Source organism: Paraburkholderia phosphatilytica, assembly GCF_003443895.1.
Classification (GTDB): Bacteria; Pseudomonadota; Gammaproteobacteria; order Burkholderiales; family Burkholderiaceae; genus Paraburkholderia; species Paraburkholderia phosphatilytica.
In genome coordinates this window covers 30,199-52,089 of the sequence record NZ_QQOA01000015.1, presented here as the reverse complement: position 1 = coordinate 52,089, position 21,891 = coordinate 30,199, and the positions used below count along the sequence as shown (strand labels likewise).

The 21,891-nt window shown below is 65.7% G+C and carries 19 protein-coding genes; 6 read left to right on the top strand and 13 right to left on the bottom strand.

Features of this window, described 5'->3' with window-relative positions:
* Nucleotides 1-134: 134 nt before the first annotated feature.
* Nucleotides 135-1,211 carry an MBL fold metallo-hydrolase gene (locus DVS29_RS17625; RefSeq protein ID WP_118181763.1) on the top strand — a complete coding sequence of 359 codons (1,077 nt, stop codon included), beginning with the start codon at nt 135-137 and terminating at the stop codon, nt 1,209-1,211.
* Between the two features lie 49 nt (nt 1,212-1,260).
* On the opposite strand, the gene DVS29_RS17620 is transcribed toward DVS29_RS17625, so the two are convergent.
* The 6 genes from DVS29_RS17620 to argS form a co-directional block, all read right to left on the bottom strand.
* On the bottom strand, nt 1,261-2,865 hold the full coding sequence (locus DVS29_RS17620; RefSeq protein WP_118181762.1) for an ABC transporter substrate-binding protein: 1,605 nt from the start codon (nt 2,863-2,865) through the stop codon (nt 1,261-1,263).
* A gap of 170 nt (nt 2,866-3,035) precedes the next feature.
* Entirely contained in the window at nt 3,036-3,860 is an 825-nt protein-coding gene (locus DVS29_RS17615) for a helical backbone metal receptor (protein WP_118181761.1), read from the bottom strand.
* 2 nt (nt 3,861-3,862) lie between these two features.
* Entirely contained in the window at nt 3,863-4,642 is a 780-nt protein-coding gene (locus DVS29_RS17610) for an SDR family oxidoreductase (protein ID WP_118181760.1), read from the bottom strand.
* Between the two features lie 15 nt (nt 4,643-4,657).
* On the bottom strand, nt 4,658-5,296 hold the full coding sequence (locus DVS29_RS17605) for a thiol:disulfide interchange protein DsbA/DsbL (RefSeq protein ID WP_118181759.1): 639 nt from the start codon (nt 5,294-5,296) through the stop codon (nt 4,658-4,660).
* A 117-nt stretch (nt 5,297-5,413) separates the two neighbouring features.
* Nucleotides 5,414-6,181: an SPOR domain-containing protein gene (locus DVS29_RS17600; protein WP_118181758.1), complete on the bottom strand. Its 768-nt coding sequence runs from the start codon at nt 6,179-6,181 to the stop codon at nt 5,414-5,416.
* A 79-nt stretch (nt 6,182-6,260) separates the two neighbouring features.
* Entirely contained in the window at nt 6,261-8,045 is a 1,785-nt protein-coding gene (argS, locus tag DVS29_RS17595; protein ID WP_118181757.1) for an arginine--tRNA ligase, read from the bottom strand.
* Between the two features lie 404 nt (nt 8,046-8,449).
* Between argS and DVS29_RS17590 the strand changes: the two genes are divergently transcribed.
* Nucleotides 8,450-8,776: a DUF1840 domain-containing protein gene (locus DVS29_RS17590; protein WP_118181756.1), complete on the top strand. Its 327-nt coding sequence runs from the start codon at nt 8,450-8,452 to the stop codon at nt 8,774-8,776.
* 181 nt (nt 8,777-8,957) lie between these two features.
* Here the strand turns inward: DVS29_RS17590 and DVS29_RS17585 are convergent, their stop codons facing one another.
* The 7 genes from DVS29_RS17585 to DVS29_RS17555 all read right to left on the bottom strand — a co-directional run bounded on the left by DVS29_RS17585 (nt 8,958) and on the right by DVS29_RS17555 (nt 17,181).
* Nucleotides 8,958-9,140, bottom strand: coding sequence for an acid-shock protein (locus DVS29_RS17585; RefSeq protein ID WP_118181755.1), 183 nt, complete (start codon nt 9,138-9,140; stop codon nt 8,958-8,960).
* A gap of 154 nt (nt 9,141-9,294) precedes the next feature.
* A complete protein-coding gene (gene metH, locus DVS29_RS17580; protein ID WP_276314314.1) occupies nt 9,295-12,042 on the bottom strand; it encodes a methionine synthase in 2,748 nt (915 codons plus the stop codon).
* Between the two features lie 35 nt (nt 12,043-12,077).
* Nucleotides 12,078-13,142, bottom strand: coding sequence for a homocysteine S-methyltransferase family protein (locus DVS29_RS17575; RefSeq protein ID WP_118181753.1), 1,065 nt, complete (start codon nt 13,140-13,142; stop codon nt 12,078-12,080).
* A 288-nt stretch (nt 13,143-13,430) separates the two neighbouring features.
* Nucleotides 13,431-13,688, bottom strand: a complete 258-nt coding sequence (locus DVS29_RS17570; RefSeq protein ID WP_118181752.1) for a BTH_I0359 family protein — start codon at nt 13,686-13,688, stop codon at nt 13,431-13,433.
* Nucleotides 13,689-13,808: 120 nt separating this feature from the next.
* Nucleotides 13,809-14,597 (bottom strand): alpha/beta fold hydrolase, encoded by a 789-nt coding sequence (locus tag DVS29_RS17565; RefSeq protein ID WP_118181751.1) that lies wholly within the window; start codon nt 14,595-14,597, stop codon nt 13,809-13,811.
* Nucleotides 14,598-14,777: 180 nt separating this feature from the next.
* Nucleotides 14,778-16,226: a DUF3108 domain-containing protein gene (locus DVS29_RS17560; RefSeq protein WP_118181750.1), complete on the bottom strand. Its 1,449-nt coding sequence runs from the start codon at nt 16,224-16,226 to the stop codon at nt 14,778-14,780.
* Nucleotides 16,227-16,281: 55 nt separating this feature from the next.
* Nucleotides 16,282-17,181, bottom strand: coding sequence for an IclR family transcriptional regulator (locus DVS29_RS17555; protein WP_118181864.1), 900 nt, complete (start codon nt 17,179-17,181; stop codon nt 16,282-16,284).
* 166 nt (nt 17,182-17,347) lie between these two features.
* On the opposite strand from DVS29_RS17555, the gene DVS29_RS17550 reads away from it, so the two are divergent.
* The 4 genes from DVS29_RS17550 to DVS29_RS17535 all read left to right on the top strand — a co-directional run bounded on the left by DVS29_RS17550 (nt 17,348) and on the right by DVS29_RS17535 (nt 21,565).
* Nucleotides 17,348-18,340, top strand: coding sequence for a fumarylacetoacetate hydrolase family protein (locus DVS29_RS17550; RefSeq protein WP_118181749.1), 993 nt, complete (start codon nt 17,348-17,350; stop codon nt 18,338-18,340).
* Nucleotides 18,341-18,496: 156 nt separating this feature from the next.
* Entirely contained in the window at nt 18,497-19,672 is a 1,176-nt protein-coding gene (locus DVS29_RS17545) for an ABC transporter substrate-binding protein (protein ID WP_118181748.1), read from the top strand.
* Nucleotides 19,673-19,723: 51 nt separating this feature from the next.
* A complete protein-coding gene (locus DVS29_RS17540; RefSeq protein WP_118181747.1) occupies nt 19,724-20,605 on the top strand; it encodes an enoyl-CoA hydratase/isomerase family protein in 882 nt (293 codons plus the stop codon).
* A gap of 192 nt (nt 20,606-20,797) precedes the next feature.
* Complete coding sequence (locus DVS29_RS17535) at nt 20,798-21,565, top strand: PhaM family polyhydroxyalkanoate granule multifunctional regulatory protein (RefSeq protein WP_118181746.1); 768 nt, start codon at nt 20,798-20,800, stop codon at nt 21,563-21,565.
* Nucleotides 21,566-21,891 lie beyond the last annotated feature (326 nt).

Sequence of the window (21,891 nt, the reverse complement as noted above, 5' to 3'; positions counted from 1 at the left end):
TCGCGGGCGGCGAACGCGGCGGCCCGCCGCGTGTGGCGGGTGAGCGGCCGCGCAGGAAGCCGGATTGAACGATAGAATCGACGTTTACGTTATCGTCAACCTGAGCGAAGCGCAATCCGATCTCATTCCCCACGATGAACGCACTCGAACACCAACTCGACTATCCGTTCGGCGCCACGCTGCCGGAGCCCGGCCATGTTTTCGACGTGGCGCCCGGCGTCAAATGGCTGCGCATGCCGCTGCCGTTCGCGCTCGACCACATCAACCTCTGGCTGCTGCGCGATGAGATCGATGGCGAGGCGGGCTGGACGATCGTCGACTGCGGGATTGCGTCGGACACGATCAAGGCGCATTGGGAGCAACTGTTCGACAGCGCGCTCGAAGGCCTGCCGGTACTGCGCGTGATCGTCACGCACTGCCACCCGGACCACCTGGGCCTCGCGCACTGGCTGTGCAACGGCGGCGACCGCGCGCGCTGGAACGTGCGGCTGTGGATCACGCTCGGCGAGTACATGCTCGGCCGCGTGATGTCGGCGGGCGACGGTTCGAATGCGGGCGGCGAGGGCGCGGCGCGACATTTCGCGCGGCATGGCCTGACCGACGAAAACTCGCTCGACAAGCTGCGCAACCGCAAAAGCTACTACTCGAACCTCGTGCCGGCGGTGCCGAGCCAGTACCGGCGCCTGCGCGAAGGCGCGACGGTCGCGATCGGCGGGCGCTCGTGGCGCGTCGTGACGGGCTTCGGCCATTCGCCCGAGCACTGCGCGCTGTGGAGCGAGGCGGACGGCGTGCTGATCTCCGGCGACATGGTGCTGCCGCGCATCTCGACGAACGTGTCGGTGTTCGACATCGAGCCGGAGGGGAATCCGCTCGCGCTGTATCTGGAATCGCTCGGCCGCTACGAGACGATGGCGGCGGATACGCTCGTGCTGCCGTCGCACAGCAAGCCGTTTCGCGGCTTGCATACACGCATTGGGCAGCTACGCGACCATCACACGGCGCGCCTTGCCGAAGTGCGCGACGCGTGCAGAGAGCGGCCGCACAGCGCCGCCGACATCGTGCCGCTGATGTTCAAGCGCGAACTCGACATTCACCAGATGACGTTCGCGATGGGCGAAGCGCTCGCGCACCTGCATCTGCTGTGGCTCGACGGCACGCTCACGCGTTCCATCGACGAAGATGGCGTGATCCGCTTCGCGCTGGCGCGTTGACTGACGGCAGCGCTGAGCGGATCACGTGGCGTGACACGACGCTAACGGCTTACTGCACGCTCACCGTCGTGAAGTTCTGCCGGCCGAACGGGCTCACGCTGTAGCCGCTGACGTCGGTGCGCGTGATCGCGGCGGCCGTCGGGTAGCCGAGCGGAATCCACAGCGCCTGATCGTGGATGATCTTCTGCGCGGCTTCGTAGTCTTTCGTGCGCTGCGCGATATCCGCGGTTTCCTTGCCCTCCGCGATCAGCTTGTCGAGCTGCGGGTCGCAGAAGCGCGCGAAGTTGATGCCCGATTTCACGCCGTTGCAGCTGAAGAGCGGCGTCAGATAGTTGTCCGGGTCGCCGTTGTCGCCGGCCCAGCCCATGAACAGCGTGTCGTGCTGACCCTGCTTCGCTTCCTTGATCAGCTCACCCCACTCGATCACCTTCACGTCCGCCTTCACGCCGATCTTCGCGAAGTCCGCCTGCAGCAGTTCAGCGCTCACCTTCGGGTTCGGGTTGAGCACGCTGCCGTTCGGCCGCGTCCAGATCGTCGTCTGGAAGCCGTTCGGGTAGCCCGCGTCCGCGAGCAGCTTCTTCGCCTGCGCCGGATCGTACGGATACGGCGAGATTGCCTTGTCGTAGCTCCACGTGTTCGGCGGATACGGATTGTTCGCGGGCGTCGCGGTGTTGTCGAACACCGTCTTCAGGTAGGTCGCGCGGTCGAACGCGAGGTTCAGCGCCTCGCGCACCTTCGGGTTGTCGAGCGGTTTCTTCTGCGTGTTCAGCGCGACGAACGCCGTCATGAACGCGGGCGTCTCGACCACCTTCAGCGACTTGTTGCCCTTCGCGTCCGCCACATCCTGCGGCTTCGGCGACAGCGCGATCTGGCATTCGCCCGTCTTCACCTTCTGCGCGCGCACCGATGCGTCCGGCGTGATCTCGTAGATCAGCTTCTCGACCTTCGGTTTGGTGCCCCAGAACGACGGGTTCGCGTCGTAGCGGATGATCGCGTCCTTCGTGTAGCTCTTCAGCACGAACGGGCCGGTGCCGATCGGCTTCGCGTTCAGATCGGTCTGTTTGCCGGCCTTCAGCAGCTGGTCCGCGTATTCGGAAGAGTAGATCGACGCGAAGCCCATCGTGAGGATCGACAGGAAGGTGGCGTTCGGTTCGTTCAGATCGAAGCGCACCGTGTGGTCATCCACCTTCGTGATCGACTTGATCAGCTTCGGCAGACCCATCGACTGCGCGTGCGGGAAGCCGCTCGGCCCCGCGACCTGGTGCCACGGGTTGTTCGCATCGAGCATGCGGTTGAAGGTGAACAGCACGTCGTCGGCGTTCAGCGGCCGCGTGGGCTTGAAGTAGTCGGTGGTCTGGAACGCGACGTTCGGGCGCAGATGGAACGTGTAGCTCAGGCCGTCGCTGCTGACCTCCCACTTCTCGGCGAGCGAGGGCACGACCTTCTTCTGCGCTTCGTCGTACGCCACCAGCGAATTGAAGATCACGTCCGCCGACGCGTTGGTCGTGACGAGCGAGTTGTACTGCACGACGTCGAAACCGTCGGGGCTCGATTCGGTGCAGACGGTCAGCGGTTTCGCGAGGACGGACGCGGGCGCGGCGATGAGTCCGGCCAGTCCGGCGAGCACCGCGGCAGCGGGCAGATTGAAGCGCATAAGGTCTCCGTGACGAAGCGTGGCCGGCAGGCGTGTGGCGATCGCGTCCGGCGCGTTGCACGACTGCGACGCGCAGTCTCAATCGAAAAGCTTAACGAACGGCGATTGTGGCGACAACAATTTAATCCGCATACCGGTATGGCGCATTTCATTGCGCGGTGTTGCGCGGCTTATTGGGTGGCCTGCTGCGTGGCGTAGCGCATCAGGTAGCCGATGCCTTCTATCGCGCGTGAGCCGTACCACGACGCCATTTCGCCGTCGATCAAAGCAATCTGCTTGCCCGCCAGCCGCGGGTCGCCGCGCAGCGTATCGACGTGCGCGGCCGTGAAGCGGTAGGGCTCGGACGACAGCAGCACGCGGTCGACCTCCGCGAACCATGGCGCGTCGAAGTCGAACGACGGATAGCGTGCCGCGCCGTGCTCGCCGCCGTCCGCCGCGGGCAGCGTCTGCCAGTTCACGAGCCGCAGCATCGCCGAGATGTAGGTGTCGCGCGCGACCGTCATCCACGGTTCTCGCCAGATCGCGTAGAGCACGCGTTGCGGAGGCCATGCGCGTGTTGCGACGTTATGCAGCTGTGCTTCGAGCTTCCCGGAGAGCTGCGCGGCTTCAGCATCGCGGCCGAAGATCGCACCGAGCAGCGCGTAAAGCGCGAGGTTGTCCTGCGGCGTGAGCGGATGCGTAACCACGATGTGCGGCACGAACGCGCGCAACGCATCGACGGTGTCGCGCTCGTTCTCGTCGATGTTCACGATCACATGTGTGGGCCCCAACGCGCGGATCGTGTCGAGCTTCACGTCTTTCGTGCCGCCGACTTTCGACACCTCGCGCACCGCGTCGCGCGGATGCACGCAAAAGCCCGTGCGTCCGACGATCTGCGCGGCGAGCCCCAGCGCGAACAGGGTTTCGGTGACGCTCGGCACGAGCGACACGATGCGCGCTTCGACGCCTGCTGTGTCGTGTTCGACACCGGCTGCATCGATCGCGCGGGAGGCCATCGCTAGTCGGCCGCGGCGCGCGGTTTGCGCGGCGCGCGCTCGAACAGGCGGTCGTAGAGCCAGCGCGGCATGCCGTGCAGCAGCGTTGCGGTGACGCGCATCTGCCACGGAAACACCGCGAAACGCGTGCCGCGCGCGACGGCGTTGGCCACCTTCGCGGCGAAGCGGTCGGCGTCCATCAGGAACGGCATAGGGTAGGGGTTGTGCTCGGTCATCGGCGTGCGGATGTAGCCGGGCGCGATGGTGACCACCGACACGCCCTTCGGCCGCATCTCGACCCGCAGCGCTTCGAGATACTTCAGCGCGGCCGCCTTCGATGCGCTGTACGCGCCGGAGCCCGGCAAGCCGCGCACGCCCGCAACGCTTGCGATGCCGACCAGCGTGCCGCGCTTCGCGTCGGCCATCGCGGCGGCGAACGGCTCAAAGGTGGCGACCATGCCGAAGTAGTTGACGTCCATCACTTCGCGAAACGTGCGCAGGTCGCCATGACCGGTGACGGCGCCGCGGCTGATGCCCGCGTTCGCAATCACGACGTCGGGCATGCCGTGCTCGGCGATGAACTGCGCGGCCGCTTCGGCGAGCGCTTCCGCGTCGCGCACGTCGACGGGGTAGATCGAGATGGAATGCTGGGGATGGGCTTGCCGGAATCCGGCGAGGGCCTCGCCGCGGCGCGCGACGAGCCCGAGGGTGGCGCCGCGCCGCGCATATTCGGCGGCGAGCGCGAGACCGATACCGCTGGACGCGCCGGTGATGAATACCTTCAGCGGTGTGCTCATATTCATGCCGGCGCCCCGGGGTTACATCTTCTTCGCGCGGACCTGCGAGACGAGGTAGTCGAGCACCTGCAGCGTGCCGGGCAGGCTGTTGGTGGCGGCCGGGCCGGTTTCGTACTTGCCCTGCACGGCGAGCGTCGGCACGCCTTCGATCTTGTAGTCGTTGATCATCTTCGCGTCACGCTGGATCGCGCTTTGCGTCGAGAACGAGTTGTACGCGTCCATGTACTTCTTCGGATCCACGCCCTGGGTGGCGAGGAATTTCGCCTGCGCTTCCGGCGTCAGCAGATAGTCCTTCTTCACGTGGATCTCGTTGAACACGACCGGCGTGAGCTTCTGCGCGAGGCCGAGCGCGTCGAGCGCGTGATACATCTTCGAGTGCGGGATGAAGTCGTCGCGGAACGCTACCGGCACGCGCTTGAACACGACGTCCGGACCCTGCTTCTTGATCCACGATTCGAGATACGGGTTGAATTCGTTGCAGTGCGGGCAGCCGTACCAGAAGAACTCGATCACCTCGATCTTGCCGGCGGGGACGTCGGTGGGTTGTGCGTTCGGCAGGACCGAGTAGTCCTTGTTGACGGCGGGTGCGTCGGGCGAGGCCTGCGCGGCGCCGGCGACGACGCCGAGTGTCAGGAAAAGAATGCCAAGCAGTTTCTTCATGTTCGGTGAGCCCAAGGTACGTTGGTACGGTGTCTGGTCGGTGGCGGAGACGGCGCTTCGAAACGTCGGCGGATTATCGCCCGCGGCACGGTTTCGTGCCGCGAACGTGACCGCAACTTACTGTTTCGTAAAACGGATGACGGCCGTCTCGATGCCGGCGTCGGCAAGGCGCTGACGCGTGGAATTCATCTCGTCGAACTTCGCGAACGGCCCGATCCGCACGCGGTAGTACGTGATGCCGCCGGCGTCGCGCTGCGTGACCTTCGATTCGAAGCCCTGGAACGCGAGCCGTGCGCGCTGCTGCTCGGCGTCGGAATCCGTCTTGTACGCGCCCACCTGCAGGAAGTAGCCGGTGTTCGCGTCGTTCGCGCCGGGTGCGGGCGCGGCGGGGTTCGAGCCGTTCTTCGCGGCCTGCGCTGGCTTTGCCGCGGAGACTGCGTTCGCCGTGGCCGGGTTCGAAGGCGGCCGCGGCACGCTCGCGTTTGACGCATTGTTTTCCTGCGCCGGCTGCGGCGGCACCGCGACGCCGTTGGACGACGGCGGCACTTCGACGATCTGCGGTTCTTCGAGCATGCCCGACGACTGCGTCTGGTTGGTGCTCTGGCCAGGCGCGGTGTTGGGCGGCGCCGGCTGCGCGGCTTGCGGCACCGGCTGGCCCGGCGTCTTGCCTTGCAGCACGCGGTTCGGATCGAATTGCGCGGAGCTCGCGCCCGCGTCCGACGCGGACGGCGGTGCGACCTTCGAGACGAACGGCGTGGGTGCGCGCGTGATGTAGAGCGCCACCACGACCGCGATTGCGAGGCCGACGATCAGCCCCAGTACGACGCCGAGGAACGTGCCCCCGGATTGCTTCGACTGCTTCGGAGTGCGGCGCGGTTTTGCCATCGTGCGAATTACCTGCGAAAAGTATCCCGTAACGACCGTCGATTATAGCGACGGCCCCGTGCGTGCCCTGCTAACTTGATCACATCTTGTCGGGTGCGGACACGCCGATCGTCGCGAGGCCGTTCGCCAGCACCTGGCGGGTCGCGGCGAGCAGCGCGATGCGCGCGTTACGCGGCGCCTCGTCGTCGACCAGAACGCGTTCGGCATTGTAGAACGAGTGAAATTCGCCCGCGAGGTCGCGCAGATAGAACGCGATCGCGTGCGGCGCGAGTTCGTCGGCGGCGTGCGTGAGCACGTCCGGATACTCGGCGAGCTTCTGCAGCAGCGCGAGCGCGCGTTCGCTGGACAGCGGCGCGAGGTCGACCGACGGCAGCACGGCTTCGTTCGCGCCGAAGCGCGACTTCCACTCGTTCATCACCGAGTTGATGCGGGCGTGCGCGTACTGCACGTAGTACACCGGGTTCTCGTCGTTCTGCTTCAGCGCGAGATCGATGTCGAACACGAATTCCGTGTCGGCCTTGCGCGAGATCAGGAAGAAGCGCACGGCGTCGCGGCCGCGGCGGATGGTGGCTTCGTCGAGCAGATCCGGCGAGGCTTCCTCGCCCGGCGTCGCCCCGCCCGACCATTCGATCAGGTCGCGCACCGTCACGTAGCTGCCCGCGCGTTTCGAGATCTTCACTTCCTGGCCGTCGCGCATCACGGTGACCATCTTGTGCAGCACGTAGTCCGGATAGCCGGCCGGAATGCCGACGCCGAGCCCCTGCAGGCCGGCGCGCACCCGCGCGATCGTGCCGTGGTGGTCCGAGCCCTGCACGTTGATCACCTTCGTGAAGCCGCGCTCCCACTTCGTCTCGTGATACGCGACGTCGGGTACGAAGTACGTGTAGGTGCCGTCGGACTTGCGCATCACGCGGTCCTTGTCGTCGCCGGCGTCGGTCGTGCGCAGCCACAGCGCGCCTTCCTGCTCGTAGGTCATGCCGGAGCCGATCAGCTCGTTCACGGTCTTTTCGACGCGGCCTTCCGTGTACAGCGACGACTCCAGGTAGTACTGGTCGAACTTCACGCCGAATGCCTGCAGGTCCATGTCCTGTTCGTGACGCAGATACGCGACCGCGAACTTGCGGATCGCTTCGAGGTTCTCCACGTCGCCCTCGGCTGTCACCGGTTCGCCGTCGCTGGCCGTCACGGTTTCGCGCGCGAGGTAGTCACGCGCGATGTCGGCGATGTACTCGCCGTTGTAGGCCGAATCCGGCCAGCCGGGCTCGTTCGGCTTCAGGCCGCGCGCGCGCGCCTGGGTGGACACCGCGAGGTTGTGGATCTGCACGCCCGCGTCGTTGTAGTAGAACTCGCGGTGCACCGCGTAGCCCTGCGACGCGAGCACGTTCGACAGCGCGTCGCCGAGCGCCGCCTGGCGGCCGTGGCCCAGGTGCAGCGGACCGGTGGGGTTCGCGGACACGAACTCGACCAGCACGCGCTTGCCGGCCTCGCGCTGCGAGCGGCCGAACCGCTCGCGCGCGGCGAACACGGCGCCGACCACCGCCTGCTTCGACGCTGCCGTGACGCGCAGGTTGATGAAGCCCGGGCCCGCCACTTCGGCGCCTTCGACGAGGCCTGCTGCGAGCGGATGCGCGAGCACGCGCTCGACGATCTGCTGCGCGAGCTGGCGCGGATTGGCGCGCAGCGGCTTCGCGAGCTGCATCGCGACGTTGCAGGCGACGTCGCCGTGCGCGGCGACTTTCGGCCGCTCCAGCGTGATCGTGGGCGCGACGAACGCGGCTTCGGCCGCGCCTTCGGTCGCGGTAGCGACCTCTTTCACGGCGTCCGCGAAGAGGGTTTCGAGAGTGTGCTTGTGGTCAGGCAGCATGCTTGGTGCGGGTCCAGTGTGTTGTCGGCACCCGCGCCGCGATGGCGCGGCGCGGGGCCGTCGATCGGTGGAAAGCGGGCGGATGCCGGCGCGAGGGCGGTTGGTTCCGTTTGGTTCCGGCAGGTCGCGGTTTGTGCGCTGCGCGAGGGCGGCGTGCACCGCGGCAACCCGGACCGCGTGACCGCCTCGCGCGACGGGAACGTGCCATGCTTTTCCGTTTAGGCAGATTTTAGCAGGTGCTAATATCTCCTTTAGACTTGCGCCGCCGCGAGGACGCTGACGAGCGCGCCGCTGGATGCCGTGTCGCGCATCCGGCTACGCGCCCGCTTGCGCCATCGGACGGTACGCGGTCGGACCGGATGGGGACTATCCGCCGAACCACACAAAACGAAAAGGGAATTGTGATGTTGATTACGTTCAAATGCCGTGCCACGCCGGATGTCGTGATGCTCGAGAATCTCGCCCAGTACCTGGTCGGAATCGTCGGCAAACGGCTGGGTGAGCGCGGCGTGATTACGCACGAAGAACTCGACGCGGCGATCACGAAGCTCGAAGCAGCCATCGTGACGGACAAGCAGGAGCGCGCGGAGCACGACGGCCATTTCCACGAAGACGAAGAAGGCCACGAGCATCACGAGATTCCGATCGGGCTCGCGCAGCGCGCTTATCCGTTCCTCGACATGCTGCGCGAAGCGAAGAAGGAAAACTCGGACATCATGTGGGGCGTTTAAGCTTCCGCTTACATTCGCGCATCGCATGACACGTGCATTCCCGCGCGCTGATGGGCGCGCAGGCGGCGTGTGCTGCGGCTGAAACGACAGGAGCCCGCTTCGAGCGGGCTCCTGTCGTATACCGCTGGCATCGTCGCGATCGAAACAGCCGGCGCGCGATGACGAGCCCGAGCTCCGGGCTTTACTGGCTCGCGGCTTCCGCTGCCGAAGCCGCCGGCTTCATCTTCTTTTTCTTCGCTTTCTTGACGTGCTTCTGGGTGGGCGGCGAATAGCTGCTCGCCGAGCTCGCCGGGCCCTGCGCGAACGCGATCTGCGCGCCGGCGGCCAGCGAAACGGCGGTCAACAACAGCGTGAGCTTCTTCATAGGATTCTCCGTTGACGGTTGCAATGACGTGAGCCGACGCGACTTCGCGCGCGTCTGGCAGGGATAAAGCGGAGTCAGTCTACAAAGCCGAAAATTGTGCGTCCGCAAATCTTCAGCCTCACGTCATGCATATGTCGGCGCGAGAAACTTTCGCTCAGAGCAGCGGCGCGAGCGCCCGTTCGGCATCCGCCTTCGAGAGCGCCATGCGCTGCGCGAAGTCGTCGAGCTGATCCGCCGCGATCTTGCCGACGGAGAAGTAGGTGCTGTCCGGATGCGCGAGATAGAAGCCCGACACGCTCGCGGCGGGCAGCATGGCCAGCGATTCGGTGACGCTCATGCCGACCTCGCCCGCCTGCAGATACTCGAACAGATCGCGCTTCACGAGGTGGTCCGGGCAGGCCGGGTAGCCCGGCGCCGGGCGGATGCCGCGATACTTTTCCGCGATCAGTGCGTCGTTGTCGAGCGTTTCGCCGCCCGCGTAGCCCCACAGGTCGCGGCGCACGCGCGCGTGCATCGCTTCGGCGAAGGCTTCCGCGAAACGGTCGGCGAGCGCCTTCAGCATGATCGCGCTGTAGTCGTCGTGATCCTGCTCGAACTGCTTTTCCTTCACGTCGACACCGATACCCGCCGTTACCGCGAACATGCCGATGTAGTCGGCGACGCCCGAATCCTTCGGCGCGATGAAGTCGGCGAGGCATCGGTTCGGCCGCTGCACGCCGTCCACCACCGGCCGCACCGACTGCTGGCGCAGGTTGCGCCAGGTCAGCGCGACTTCACTGCGCGATTCGTCGGTGTAGATCTCGATGTCGTCGTCGTTCACCGTGTTCGCGGGCAGCAGCGCGATCACGCCGTTCGCCTGCAGCCAGCGGCCCTGAATGAGCCGCGACAGCATCGACTTCGCATCCGAAAACACGCGCCGCGCCGATTCGCCGACGATCTCGTCGTTGAGGATCGCGGGATACGGGCCGGCCAGGTCCCACGTCTGGAAGAACGGACCCCAGTCGATGTAGTTCGCGAGGTCGCTCAGATCGGCGTTCTTGAACACGCGGCGGCCGATGAACTTCGGCTTGACCGGCTGATATGCGCTCCAGTCGATCTTCGTCTTGTTCGCGCGCGCTTCGGCGAGCGTGACCATCGGCTGCGCCTTCTTGTTTGCGTGCTGGTGGCGAATGCGCTCGTAGTCGGACTTGAGTTCGTCGAGATACTTCGTGGCGCCTTCGTCGGACAGCAGGCTCGATGCGACCGAAACCGAGCGCGACGCATCCGGCACGTACACGACGGGGCCCTCGTAGTGCGGCGCGATCTTCACCGCCGTGTGCACGCGCGACGTGGTTGCGCCGCCGATCAGCAGCGGAATCTTCTTTATGCGGAAATAGTCGTCGCGCTGCATTTCGGACGCGACGTAGGCCATTTCTTCGAGACTCGGCGTGATGAGACCCGACAGGCCGACGATATCCGCGCCTTCGACCTTCGCCTTCGCGAGGATCTCGTTGCACGGGACCATCACGCCCATGTTGACCACTTCGAAGTTGTTGCACTGGAGCACGACCGACACGATGTTCTTGCCGATGTCGTGCACGTCGCCCTTCACAGTGGCGATGACGATCTTGCCCTTCGCGCGCACGTCGCCGCCCGCTTCGGCGAGCAGGCGCTTTTCTTCTTCGATGAATGGAATCAGGTGCGCGACAGCCTGCTTCATCACGCGCGCCGACTTCACGACCTGCGGCAGGAACATCTTGCCCTGCCCGAACAGGTCGCCGACGACGTTCATGCCGTCCATCAACGGCCCTTCGATCACGTTGATCGGGCGGCCGCCGTCGCCCATGATCTTCTGGCGCGCTTCTTCGGTGTCGTCGACGATGAAGTTCGTGATGCCGTGCACCAGCGCATGCGCGAGGCGCTTTTCGACTGGCTGGTTGCGCCACTCGAGGTTCTCTTCCTTCTTCGCGGCGCCCGTCTTGAACTTGTCCGCGATTTCGAGCAGGCGATCCGTTGCGTCGTCGCGGCGATTGAGCACGACGTCTTCGACGCGTTCGCGCAGTTCGGGATCGAGGTCCGCGTACACGCCGAGCTGACCCGCGTTGACGATGCCCATGTCCATGCCGGCCTGGATCGCGTGGTACAGGAACACGGTGTGGATCGCCTCGCGTACCGGGTCGTTGCCGCGGAACGAGAACGACACGTTCGACACGCCGCCGCTGATCTTCGCGTGCGGCAGGTTCTGCTTGATCCAGCGCGTCGCGTTGATGAAGTCGACCGCGTAGTTGTTGTGTTCCTCGATGCCCGTTGCGACCGCGAAGATGTTCGGGTCGAAGATGATGTCTTCGGGCGGGAAGCCCACTTCGTTGACGAGGACGTCGTACGAGCGCTTGCAGATTTCGGTCTTGCGCTGGAACGTGTCGGCCTGGCCCTGTTCGTCGAACGCCATCACCACGCTCGCCGCGCCGTAGCGGCGGATCAGCTTCGCGTGGTGCACGAATGCGTCCTTGCCTTCCTTCAGCGAGATCGAGTTGACGATCGGTTTGCCCTGCACGCACTGCAGACCTGCTTCGATCACGTCCCACTTCGACGAGTCGATCATGATCGGCACGCGCGCAATGTCCGGCTCCGATGCGATCAGATTCAGGAAGCGCACCATCGCCGCCTTCGAATCGAGCATCGCCTCGTCCATGTTGATGTCGATCACCTGGGCGCCGTTCTCCACCTGCTGGCGAGCGACCGCGAGCGCCTCGTCGAACTGGCCGTTCAGGATCATGCGGGCGAAGGCCTTCGAGCCGGTCACGTTGGTCCGCTCGCCGACGTTGATGAAGAGCGTGCCGGTCGTGACGTTGAACGGCTCGAGGCCGGAGAGGCGCAGGGTGTGATCGGTCATGGCGTGGGTCGTGGTCGGTTCGGCTTCAATGCTCGGCTGCTTGTGCGCTGACGGATGGGCCTGTTTCAGGCTGCATCGCGATACTGGTTCGGCCAGCGGCGCGGCTTGATCTCGGCCAGCGCCTGCGCGATCGCGGCGATGTGTTCCGGCGTCGTGCCGCAGCAGCCGCCCGCTACATTAACGAGCCCAGCCTGCGCGAATTCCTTCAGGAGACCGGAGGTATCTGCAGGCAGTTCGTCGAAGCCGGTGTCGCTCATCGGGTTCGGCAGGCCGGCATTCGGATAGCACGACACGTACGTGTCGCACAGATTCGAGAGTTCCGCGATGTACGGGCGCATCAGCGCGGCGCCGAGCGCGCAGTTCAGGCCGAACGTGAGCGGCTTCGCGTGGCGCAGCGAATTCCAGAACGCTTCGACGGTCTGGCCGGACAGGATGCGGCCCGACGCGTCCGTCACGGTGCCGGAGATCATGATGGGCAGCACTTCGCCGGTGTCGTCGAAGAGTTGGTCCAGCGCAAAGAGCGCGGCCTTCGCGTTGAGCGTGTCGAAGATCGTTTCGACGAGGAACAGGTCCGCGCCACCATCGAGCAGCGCCTTCGCCTGCTCGTAGTACGCTCGGCGCAGTTCGTCGAACGTGACGTTGCGCGCGCCGGGATCGTTGACGTCGGGCGAGATGCTCGCGGTTTTCGGCGTCGGCCCGATCGCGCCCGCGACGAAGCGCGGCTTGTCCGGCGTCGAATACTTGTCGCACGCGGCGCGCGCGAGCTTCGCCGATTCGAGGTTCATCTCGACGGCGAGGTCTTCCATGCCGTAATCGCCCTGCGCGACGGTGGTCGCGCCGAACGTGTTGGTTTCGATGATGTCGGCGCCCGCGGCGAGATACTGCTCGTGAATCTCGCTGATGATCTGCGGCTGCGTGATGGACAGCAGTTCGTTGTTGCCCTTGATGTCGCGCGGGTAATCCTTGAAGCGCTCGCCACGGTAGGCGGCTTCGTCGAGCTTGTAGCGCTGGATCATCGTGCCCATCGCGCCATCGAGAATCAGGATGCGCGCCTCGAGCAGGGCGGGCAGCTGCTGGCCGCGCGTATAGCGGGCGGCGGCGGGAAGAACGGAACGGGCTGGCTGATTCATGGCGGACGAAGGGCGTGGGCCGGCGTTTTCGAAAGAACCTGTCATTGTAGCGTCAGGCGGGTGAGGCTGCCGGAGGCGGGCGGCGGTGCCTGTCGACTGATGAGTGCGGTACCGCACGCACGTTGCACACGGAAAGTCGCTTGATGCGAAGCGGTACGCTTAAAAGCAGCCACGCATGAAAGCTGCGACGTTTAAAACGTACAGTTCAACTGGAACGCGGCAAGAAAAAACCCCGGCGGCTCGCGCCGCGCGGGGTTCGCTTGAAGCAGGGTGCCGCCTGTGCCGTCGTCAGTGCAGGACGACCGGCTGGAACATCAGGCTGTCGAACTGGCCGAGGAACTCGTCCACTTCATCGAGCGACGGTTCTTCCTCGATCAGCTTTTGCACGCTTTCGCGAAAGCGTGCCGCCACTGCACCATCGATATAGATCTCGCGCTGCGTGTTCTTGTCGACGATTTCGTAGCCACCCGAGCGCATGGCCAGGTGACCGGCATCAGGCGGAAATTCAACGACACAGTAGTTCGGGCTGTTGTAGATCATTTGCATGGCGACACTCCTTCTTTCCGTGTGGCTCCCGGCCATTCTTGCACCGTATCTGGAGCGCTATCGTTGGAATTCAAGGGGTGGACCCGGATTGACGCTTGTAAAACTTTCCGGACCTCCCGGTTAGACCGGGCTTTGCAAAAACGTTTCCAGCAATGCCGCGAAACGATGCGATTGCTCGATGGGCGCGAGGTGCGCGGCATCCAGTAGTTCGAAACGTGCGCCAGCGATCCCTTCGGCAATCTCCTTGGTTAGAGCAGGGGGCGTGCCTATGTCGTGCGTTCCTGCCACGGCGAGCGTCGGCACCTTCATTTCAGCGAGACGCCCGCGCACGTCGAAGTCACGCAGCGCTTCGCTCGCGAGCGCAAAGCCTTCGGGCGGCGTGCGTTCATACACTTCGCGAATCAGCTCGATCGCTTCCGGATGTGACGAATGGAAGTCAGGCGTGAACCAGCGGTCGAGCGATCCCGATGCGAGCGACTTCATGGCGTCGTTACGCGCCGACGCCGCGCGCTGGTCCCACACGCTGCGCTTGTCCGCGGGCGTGCCGGCCGCCGTGTCCGCAAGGGTCATCGTGTCGATGCGGGACGGGTAGTCGAGCGCGAACTGCTGGGCGATCATGCCGCCCATTGACATACCCACGATGTGCGTGGACCGTGCGCCGAGCGCATCGAGGAGCGCGGCGAGGTCGCCCGCCAGGTCCGCGACCTGGTAGGCGTGAGCGGGGACGGCCGTTTGGCCATGACCGCGCACGTCGTAGCGCAGCACGGTGAAGTCGTCGCGGAAGTAGCCGGCGAGCTGATCCCAGATCGAGAGATCGCCGCCAAGTTGATGAATGAACGTGAGCCAGGGTCCGCCGCCTTCATTGCTCAGGACATAGCGCGTATCCAGGCCATTGATGGTCAGTTGCATGCGTGCTCCGTCAGCGGGATGCGGTGGTTGAAATGATCCGGGCGGGTCCGTTCACACTGTGCGAACGGGTCCGATGCCCAGACGGGCGCGACTGCATTGCTAACGTTCAGTGTCGGGCGAATCCGCTCGCGCGCCAAGGGGTAAAGGCACCGCGCGTAGGGGTATTGATGCGCGGGCGCGTCAGTGCCTGTCGTCAGGCGATGCGTCCCGCGATGCAGGAGCAGATGAGGGCGCAGCTTCCGTGCCCGCCGCCTGCGATGGCGCAGGTGCGGGCGTAGCGGGCATCGGCGGCAATGGGGGCGCCGTTGCATCGCTGCTGGCGGCGGTTTCTCCGCTCGCAGGCGAGGCGATTCCGGATGCATTGACCGGTGCATTGGAAGGTGGGCTCGCGGGTGGAGTCGATGCTCCATTCGAGGTTGCGCCACTCGCGTTGCGTTCCGGTGACGAAGTGTTCGAAGCGCCACTCATCGTCACATTGCCTTGCGGCGGCTCCAGCTTGCCGCGCCACAATAGTTCGACCTGCGTACCGTTCGGTTCGGTCTGCACGAGGCGCGCCGGCAGCCAGCCGAGCGATGGCGCGAGCCAGACGTCGATGCGGCGTTTGTCGCCATCGTGACGCGGAAGTCGCATGAAATGACGGGCCGTCACGAAACCTTGCGCGGTGCGCACGGTTTCGTCGCCGATGGTCTCGATCGGCCAGTTTTCGCCGCTGTCGTTGTCGACCACGAAGAATTGTCGCGTGACGCCCGGCTTGTACGCATCGGGGTCGCCGCGCACCAGACTGGCGAGCTGCATCACCATGCTGAAACGGTCTTGCGCGCCATCGGTGAGCGGCAGCTTCGTTGGCGTCTTCGTGAAGACGATCTGCTTCGTGTCGCGATTGAAAATCGCGTAGTCGGCCGGACGATGGCCGCGCTGTTCGATGTACTGGTCCGGCGCGAGTCCGAATGCGTCGACCCTGCCTTCGCTCGTCCAGCTGAACGTGCCGACGAATGGCAGCGGCACCGAGACGATCATCTGGTAGCGGTGACCGTCGCTGGCCCAATGAATGGTGCCAGCCTGGTTGCGCACGCCGTTGTAGAAAGTGTCGTAGTCGAGATCGCCGGAGGGTGGCACCGAGAACTTCACGCCAGGGGCGGTGGTTTTAGCGGCCGCGTTCGGCTGGGCTCCGGCGGTTGCACCGCTAGCTGCACCAGCACCGCTCGCCGCACTCGCACTTGCACCGCTCGCCGGTGTAGCGGCTGCCGCGCTTGCTGCTTCGGACGCCGCTGCAACCTCAGGCTTGACGTCGGTTCGCGTGGATGTGAGCACATGCTCCGCGGGCGCGCGCGGCCTCGATTTCGGTGCTTGTGCGGGGCGCGGCGATGGCGCAGGCACGGCCGGATGCGCAGCCGCGGCTGCCGCTTGCTGCTCGATGCGTTCAGGCTTCAACAACGCGACCTGCACCGGCACGTTCTTCGTATCGACCGGGCGAAACGCCTGATGGTGCCGCTCGAACCACAATGCCGCGAGCCCATGCAGCACGATCACGACGACGAACACGACCATCCAGCGCCACGCTCGCGGCGTGCCGGCATGTGACGCATCAAGTGGCGACTCGTGGCGTGGAACGGCAGAAGGCGACGACATCAGAACGAAAGCAGACCGAAGCGATGAGAGAAGAATGTTAAATGATGTGCTTGCGTCAGCGCGGTTGAGCGCTGTGCCCAAGCTCGTACGACAGTTTGTCCGCGCACTCGCGCAACGCGGTGGCAACCGCGCCGTCCCATGCGATATCGAACGCGCCTTCGTGGCCGAGCGCAATCAGGCCGAGCGCAAGGTCGCCGGTCGAATCGAACACCGGCATGCAGAACGCGTGAATCGTCGGCAGCAGCATCCCTTCGACGCGCGCCGCGCGATGCTCGCGCACTTCGTCGAGCAGCCGTTCGACGTCGCCGATGCTGCGCGGCGCACCCGGCAGCGACGAGCGCCGTGCATCCGCGAGTTCGCGTTCGAGCATCGCGGCGGTCCTGCTGCGCGGCAGGTACGCGGCGAACAGCAGGCCCGTCGCGGAGCCGAGCAGCGGCATCACGTCGCCGAGCTTCAGCGAAGCCTTCGCAGGATAGCTCGACTCCATCCAGTGCACGACCGTCGGCCCCTGGTTGCCCCACACGGCGATGCCGACCGTGAGATCGAGCTGATCGCGCAGCTGCGCGAGCGCGATGCGCGCAAGCTTCACGCCGTCCACCCGCGCGAGCCGCGCGAGGCCAAGCTGCAGCGCGAAGCCGCCGAGCTCGTAACGCCCCGATACCGGATCCTGTGCGACGACGCCGAGCCGCTGGAAGCTCACCAGATAGCGGTGCGCTTTCGCCGGGCTCATGCCGGCGCGCTGCGCGAGATCGCGCAGCATCATCGCGCGCGGCTCGTTCGTCAGCACCTCGAGCAGCCGGAAGCCGACCTCGATCGACTGGATGCCCGAACGCAGCTTCTCTTCGCCGGCTTCGGCGGGCTCGTCGGCATCGGTGTCGTCCGCGGCGTTCAACGGCGAGGTGGCGGACGGATCGTCGTCGGTGGCGGGAAGTGACGGGCGGGCGGATGGCGGCATGACGGCGAAAAACGAAAGAGGACGGTGAAAGATGATGAAAGACGCGATCGGCACGACAGGCAGCGCGCAATCACCAACCACCACAAAAAGCGCGCCGCTTGGGCCACGCGGATTCACCATCGTAGAATAGATTCCTTCCATCGTCACTCCAACGCATACATCGCCTATGAAACTTGCCTCGCTGAAGGACGGCACGCGCGACGGTCAACTGATCGTCGTGTCGCGCGACCTGCGCACCGCCGCGATTGCCGATGCGATCGTCCCGACGTTGCAGCGCGCGCTCGACGACTGGACCTTCTACGCGCCGCAACTGCTCGACCTGTACGGGGCGCTGAACGCGGGCCGCGCCCGCAACGTCTTTTCGTTCGAACCGAAAGACTGTATGGCGCCGCTGCCGCGCGCGTTCCAGTGGGCCGACGCTTCGGCGTACGTGAACCACGTCGAGCTGGTGCGCCGCGCGCGCGGCGCAGAGATGCCGCCCGAGTTCTGGACCGACCCGCTGATGTACCAGGGCGGCAGCGACGACTTCGCCGGCGCGCACGACGACATCGTCTGCGCATCGGAAGAGTGGGGCATCGACTTCGAAGCGGAAGTGGCCGTGATCACCGGCGACGTGAAGATGGGCGTGACCCCCGAACGCGCGTTGAAGAGCATCCGGCTCGTCACGCTCGCGAACGACGTGTCGCTGCGCAACCTGATTCCCGCGGAACTCGCAAAGGGCTTCGGTTTTTTCCAGAGCAAGCCGGCCACCGCGTTCGCGCCGGTCGCGGTCACGCCCGATGAACTGGGCGAGCACTGGCGCGAAGGCCGCGTGTACCGCTCGATGATCGTGCACTGGAACGGCAAGAAAGTCGGCCAGCCCGATGCGGGCACGGACATGGTGTTCCACTTCGGCCAGCTGATCGCGCACGCCGCGAAGACGCGCAACCTGCGCGCGGGGTCGATCGTCGGGTCGGGCACGGTGTCGAACAAGGATGCGAAGCGCGGCTACTGCTGCATCGCCGAGAAGCGTTGCCTCGAAACCATCGAGCACGGCGCGGCGCAAACGGAATTCATGCGCTACGGCGATACGGTGAAGATCGAGATGTTCGACGATTCCGCGAAGTCGATCTTCGGCGCGATCGAGCAGGCGGTGGCGCCGCTGGAAGGCTCGCACTGACGTTTCGGCGAGGGCCGCGAGGCGAAAGGGTTTCGCCCGATGGCCGCGCGGGAATGCGCCGCTAAACTGACGCTCGACGCGACGCAATGGGACCGTTGCATAGCGCCCGCGTGCACCACACACCACGATACGAACGACAAAGGTGAGGAGACAGCGATGCCCGAAGCGAACACCCGCATCAGCGCAAGCATTGTCGGCGTGCTTGGCGTTGCGCTGGCGGTGACATTCCCGGCAGCGGCGATGGCCCAGGTGAAGATCGGGCTCGTGCTGTCGCTGACCGGCCCGGCAGCTTCGCTCGGCATTCCCGCGCGCGATACGGCCGCGATGCTGCCGAAGCAGATCGGCGGACAGCAGGTCGAGTACATCGTGCTCGACGACGCATCGGATACCACGCAGGCCGTGCAGGACACGAAGAAGCTGATCAGCGAGGATCACGTCGACGCGATCATCGGTTCGTCGATCACGCCGAACTCGCTCGCGATGCTCGATGTCGTTGCCGAAGGGCAGACGCCTGCGATTTCGCTCGCGTCGTCGGCGAAGATCATCGAGCCGGTGGATGCGAAACGACACTGGATGTTCAAGACGCCGCAGACCGACGCGATGATGGCCTCCGCGATCATGGCGCACGCAAGCGAACACGGCGTGAAGACGATCGCGTACATCGGCCAGGCCGATGCGCTCGGCGAGACGTTCTACGCGGAGGTTGCGAAATTCGCGGAGATCCATCACATCAACGTGGTCGCGAGCGAGCGCTTCAACCGCACCGATCCGAGCGTGACCGGTCAGATCCTGAAGATCATGGCGGCGCATCCGGATGCGGTCGTCGTGGGCGCGGCCGGCACGCCCGCCGCGCTGCCGCCGAAGACGCTGAAGGAACGCGGCTACAAGGGCCTCATCTATCACAATCACGGCGTGGGCAATAACGATTTCCTGCGCGTGTGCGGCGCGGATTGCAACGGCACGTTCCTGCCCGCGAGCCCGGTGCTCGTCGCCGCGCAGCTGCCGGCGGATCATCCGGCGCGGCGCGTGGCGCTCGACTACATCGGCCGCTTCGAAGCGGTGCACGGCAAGGGCAGCGTGTCCGCGTTCGGTTCGTACACGTGGGACGCCGGCATGCTGCTGCAGAACGCGATTCCGGTCGCACTGAAAGCGGGCGCGCCGGGCACGCAGGCGTTCCGCAGCGCGCTGCGCGATGCGCTCGAAGCCACGCACGGGCTCGCCGACACCAACGGCGTGGTGAACATGAGCCCGACCGACCATCTTGGCCTCGATCAACGCGCGCGCGTGATGGTCGAGATCCGCGACGGCAAGTGGGTGTATCAGCCGCACTGACCCGCACCGACCGTCGATGAAGACGCAAGTCAGTATCGAGGAACGACCGCCATGCACGACGACGACACGACACCGGCTACGCCCAGCTTCTACTCGCACTACCGGTCGTTGCGGATGCGGCGGCATCCGCACGGCATCCTCGAGATCGTGATGAGCGGCGAAGGCGCGAACCGTAGCGGCCTCGCCACGGCCGATGCGAACATGCATCGCGAACTCGCGGACATCTGGCGCGATGTCGATCGCGATCCCGATACGCGCGTCGCGGTGATCCGCGGCGAAGGCAAGGGATTTTCGGGCGGCGGCGATCTGCATCTGGTCGAACAGATGGCGACCGACTTCGACGTGCGCGCGCGGGTCTGGCGCGAGGCGCGCGATCTCGTCTACAACGTGATCAACTGCGGCAAGCCGATCGTCTCGGCGATGCACGGGCCGGCCGTCGGCGCGGGGCTCGTCGCGGGGCTGCTCGCGGACATCTCGATCGCGACGAAGAGCGCGCGCATCATCGACGGCCATACGCGCCTGGGCGTCGCCGCGGGCGATCATGCGGCGATCGTCTGGCCGCTGCTGTGCGGGATGGCGAAGGCGAAGTACTACCTGCTGCTGTGCGAGCCGGTGTCGGGCGAAGAGGCGGAGCGCATCGGGCTCGTGTCGCTCGCCGTCGACGATCACGATCTGCTGCCGAAAGCGTTCGAGGTCGCGAAGAAACTCGCCGATGGCTCGCAGACCGCGATCCGCTGGACCAAGTACGCACTGAACAACTGGCTGCGCACCGCGGGACCGGCGTTCGATGCGTCGCTGGCGCTGGAATTCATGGGCTTTGCGGGGCCGGACGTGCGCGAGGGCGTGGAGTCGCTGCGCGAGCGGCGCGCGCCCAATTTTCCTGGCGGCGATCCGTTCGTCGAACGGCCGGGCAAGCCTGCGGGCGATGTGTAAGCACCGATGCGTGCATCGAAGCGATAGGCGATGCGGCGCCAAAGCGCACGAACCCCGTGGCGCGCGATTTGCGCGAACCCTGCTTGTGCCGTCACGGGCTCGCGGTAACATCGGGTCGATGCGCCGCCCCGATGCACGGTATTCGCGCGACCCGCGGCATTCCCTTTTCAACGACGGTGTGAGGAGAAACGCATGACCGATCCGACTGGCTCCACGCCGCCCTTTCCGGGCTTCCCCGGTTTTCCGCCGGCTGAAATGCTCGACCGCATGTGGGACATGATGCGGCTCACGCCGTTCGGCCAGGCGTTTCCGGGTGCGACGCCGGGCGCGGGCCAGGGCTTCGCGCCTTCGCTGTCGATGATGTCGGACATGATGGCGCCGCTCACCAACGTCGAAGAGCTCGACAAGCGCATCACCGACATGCGCGCCGTCGAGCAATGGCTGAAGCTCAACCTGAACATGCTGCAGTCGGCGATCCAGGCGCTCGAAGTGCAGCGCGCGACGCTCGCGACACTGCGCGCGTTTGGCGCGTTCGCGCAGGCGCCGATGAGCGCGGCTTCGTCGGCGTCTTCCGCAGCTTCGCCATCGTCATCGTCGTACTCGACGTCGTCGGGCTCGTCGGCGTTCTCGAGCTCGCCGCGCGCGGAAGAACCGAAGCGCGCCGCTGAAGACGCCGCGCCCGCCGACGCGGCCGAAGGCGCGGGCTTCGATCCGAGCCCGTGGTGGAACCTGCTGCAGTCGCAGTTCAACCAGCTCGCGACGTTCGCGATGGCGCAGCAGGGCGCGATGGCGAATGCCGCCGCCGAGGGCGTGCAGGCCGCGGCCGAAGCCGCCGCCGCACCGAAGGCAGCCGCCGCGAAGCGCGCGAGCGCGCCCCGGAGCGCCACGCCGAAACGCAGCGGCGCGACGAAGAGCACGGGCACCCGCACGCCGAAAAAGACCCCGCCGCCGGCGGAATGAGCGCCTGTGCGCGGCGTTGCAGCGCCTTCGCAAAGCGGGGCCTGAAACTTCGGCATGCTATGATCATGTAAGCTTCGCGGGGCGTCGCGGGCAGCCGGCAACACTCGCCGGACAATGCTCGAACCGACTGTCCACGAGCCGGTCGGGGCCGGCGCGAAGCTTGCTGGGCTGCGGTATGTCGCGGCCGGCTCGACTCCAGGCACGGGCTTTCCCTACCCAGGGTACGGCGGCATGACGCGGTGCGGCGATTGCGGCATCATCCGGTGCCGCAGGCGCTTCTTCGCTGCTCAACGTGCGTCGAAGTGCTCAAATACCGCTTAAAATTG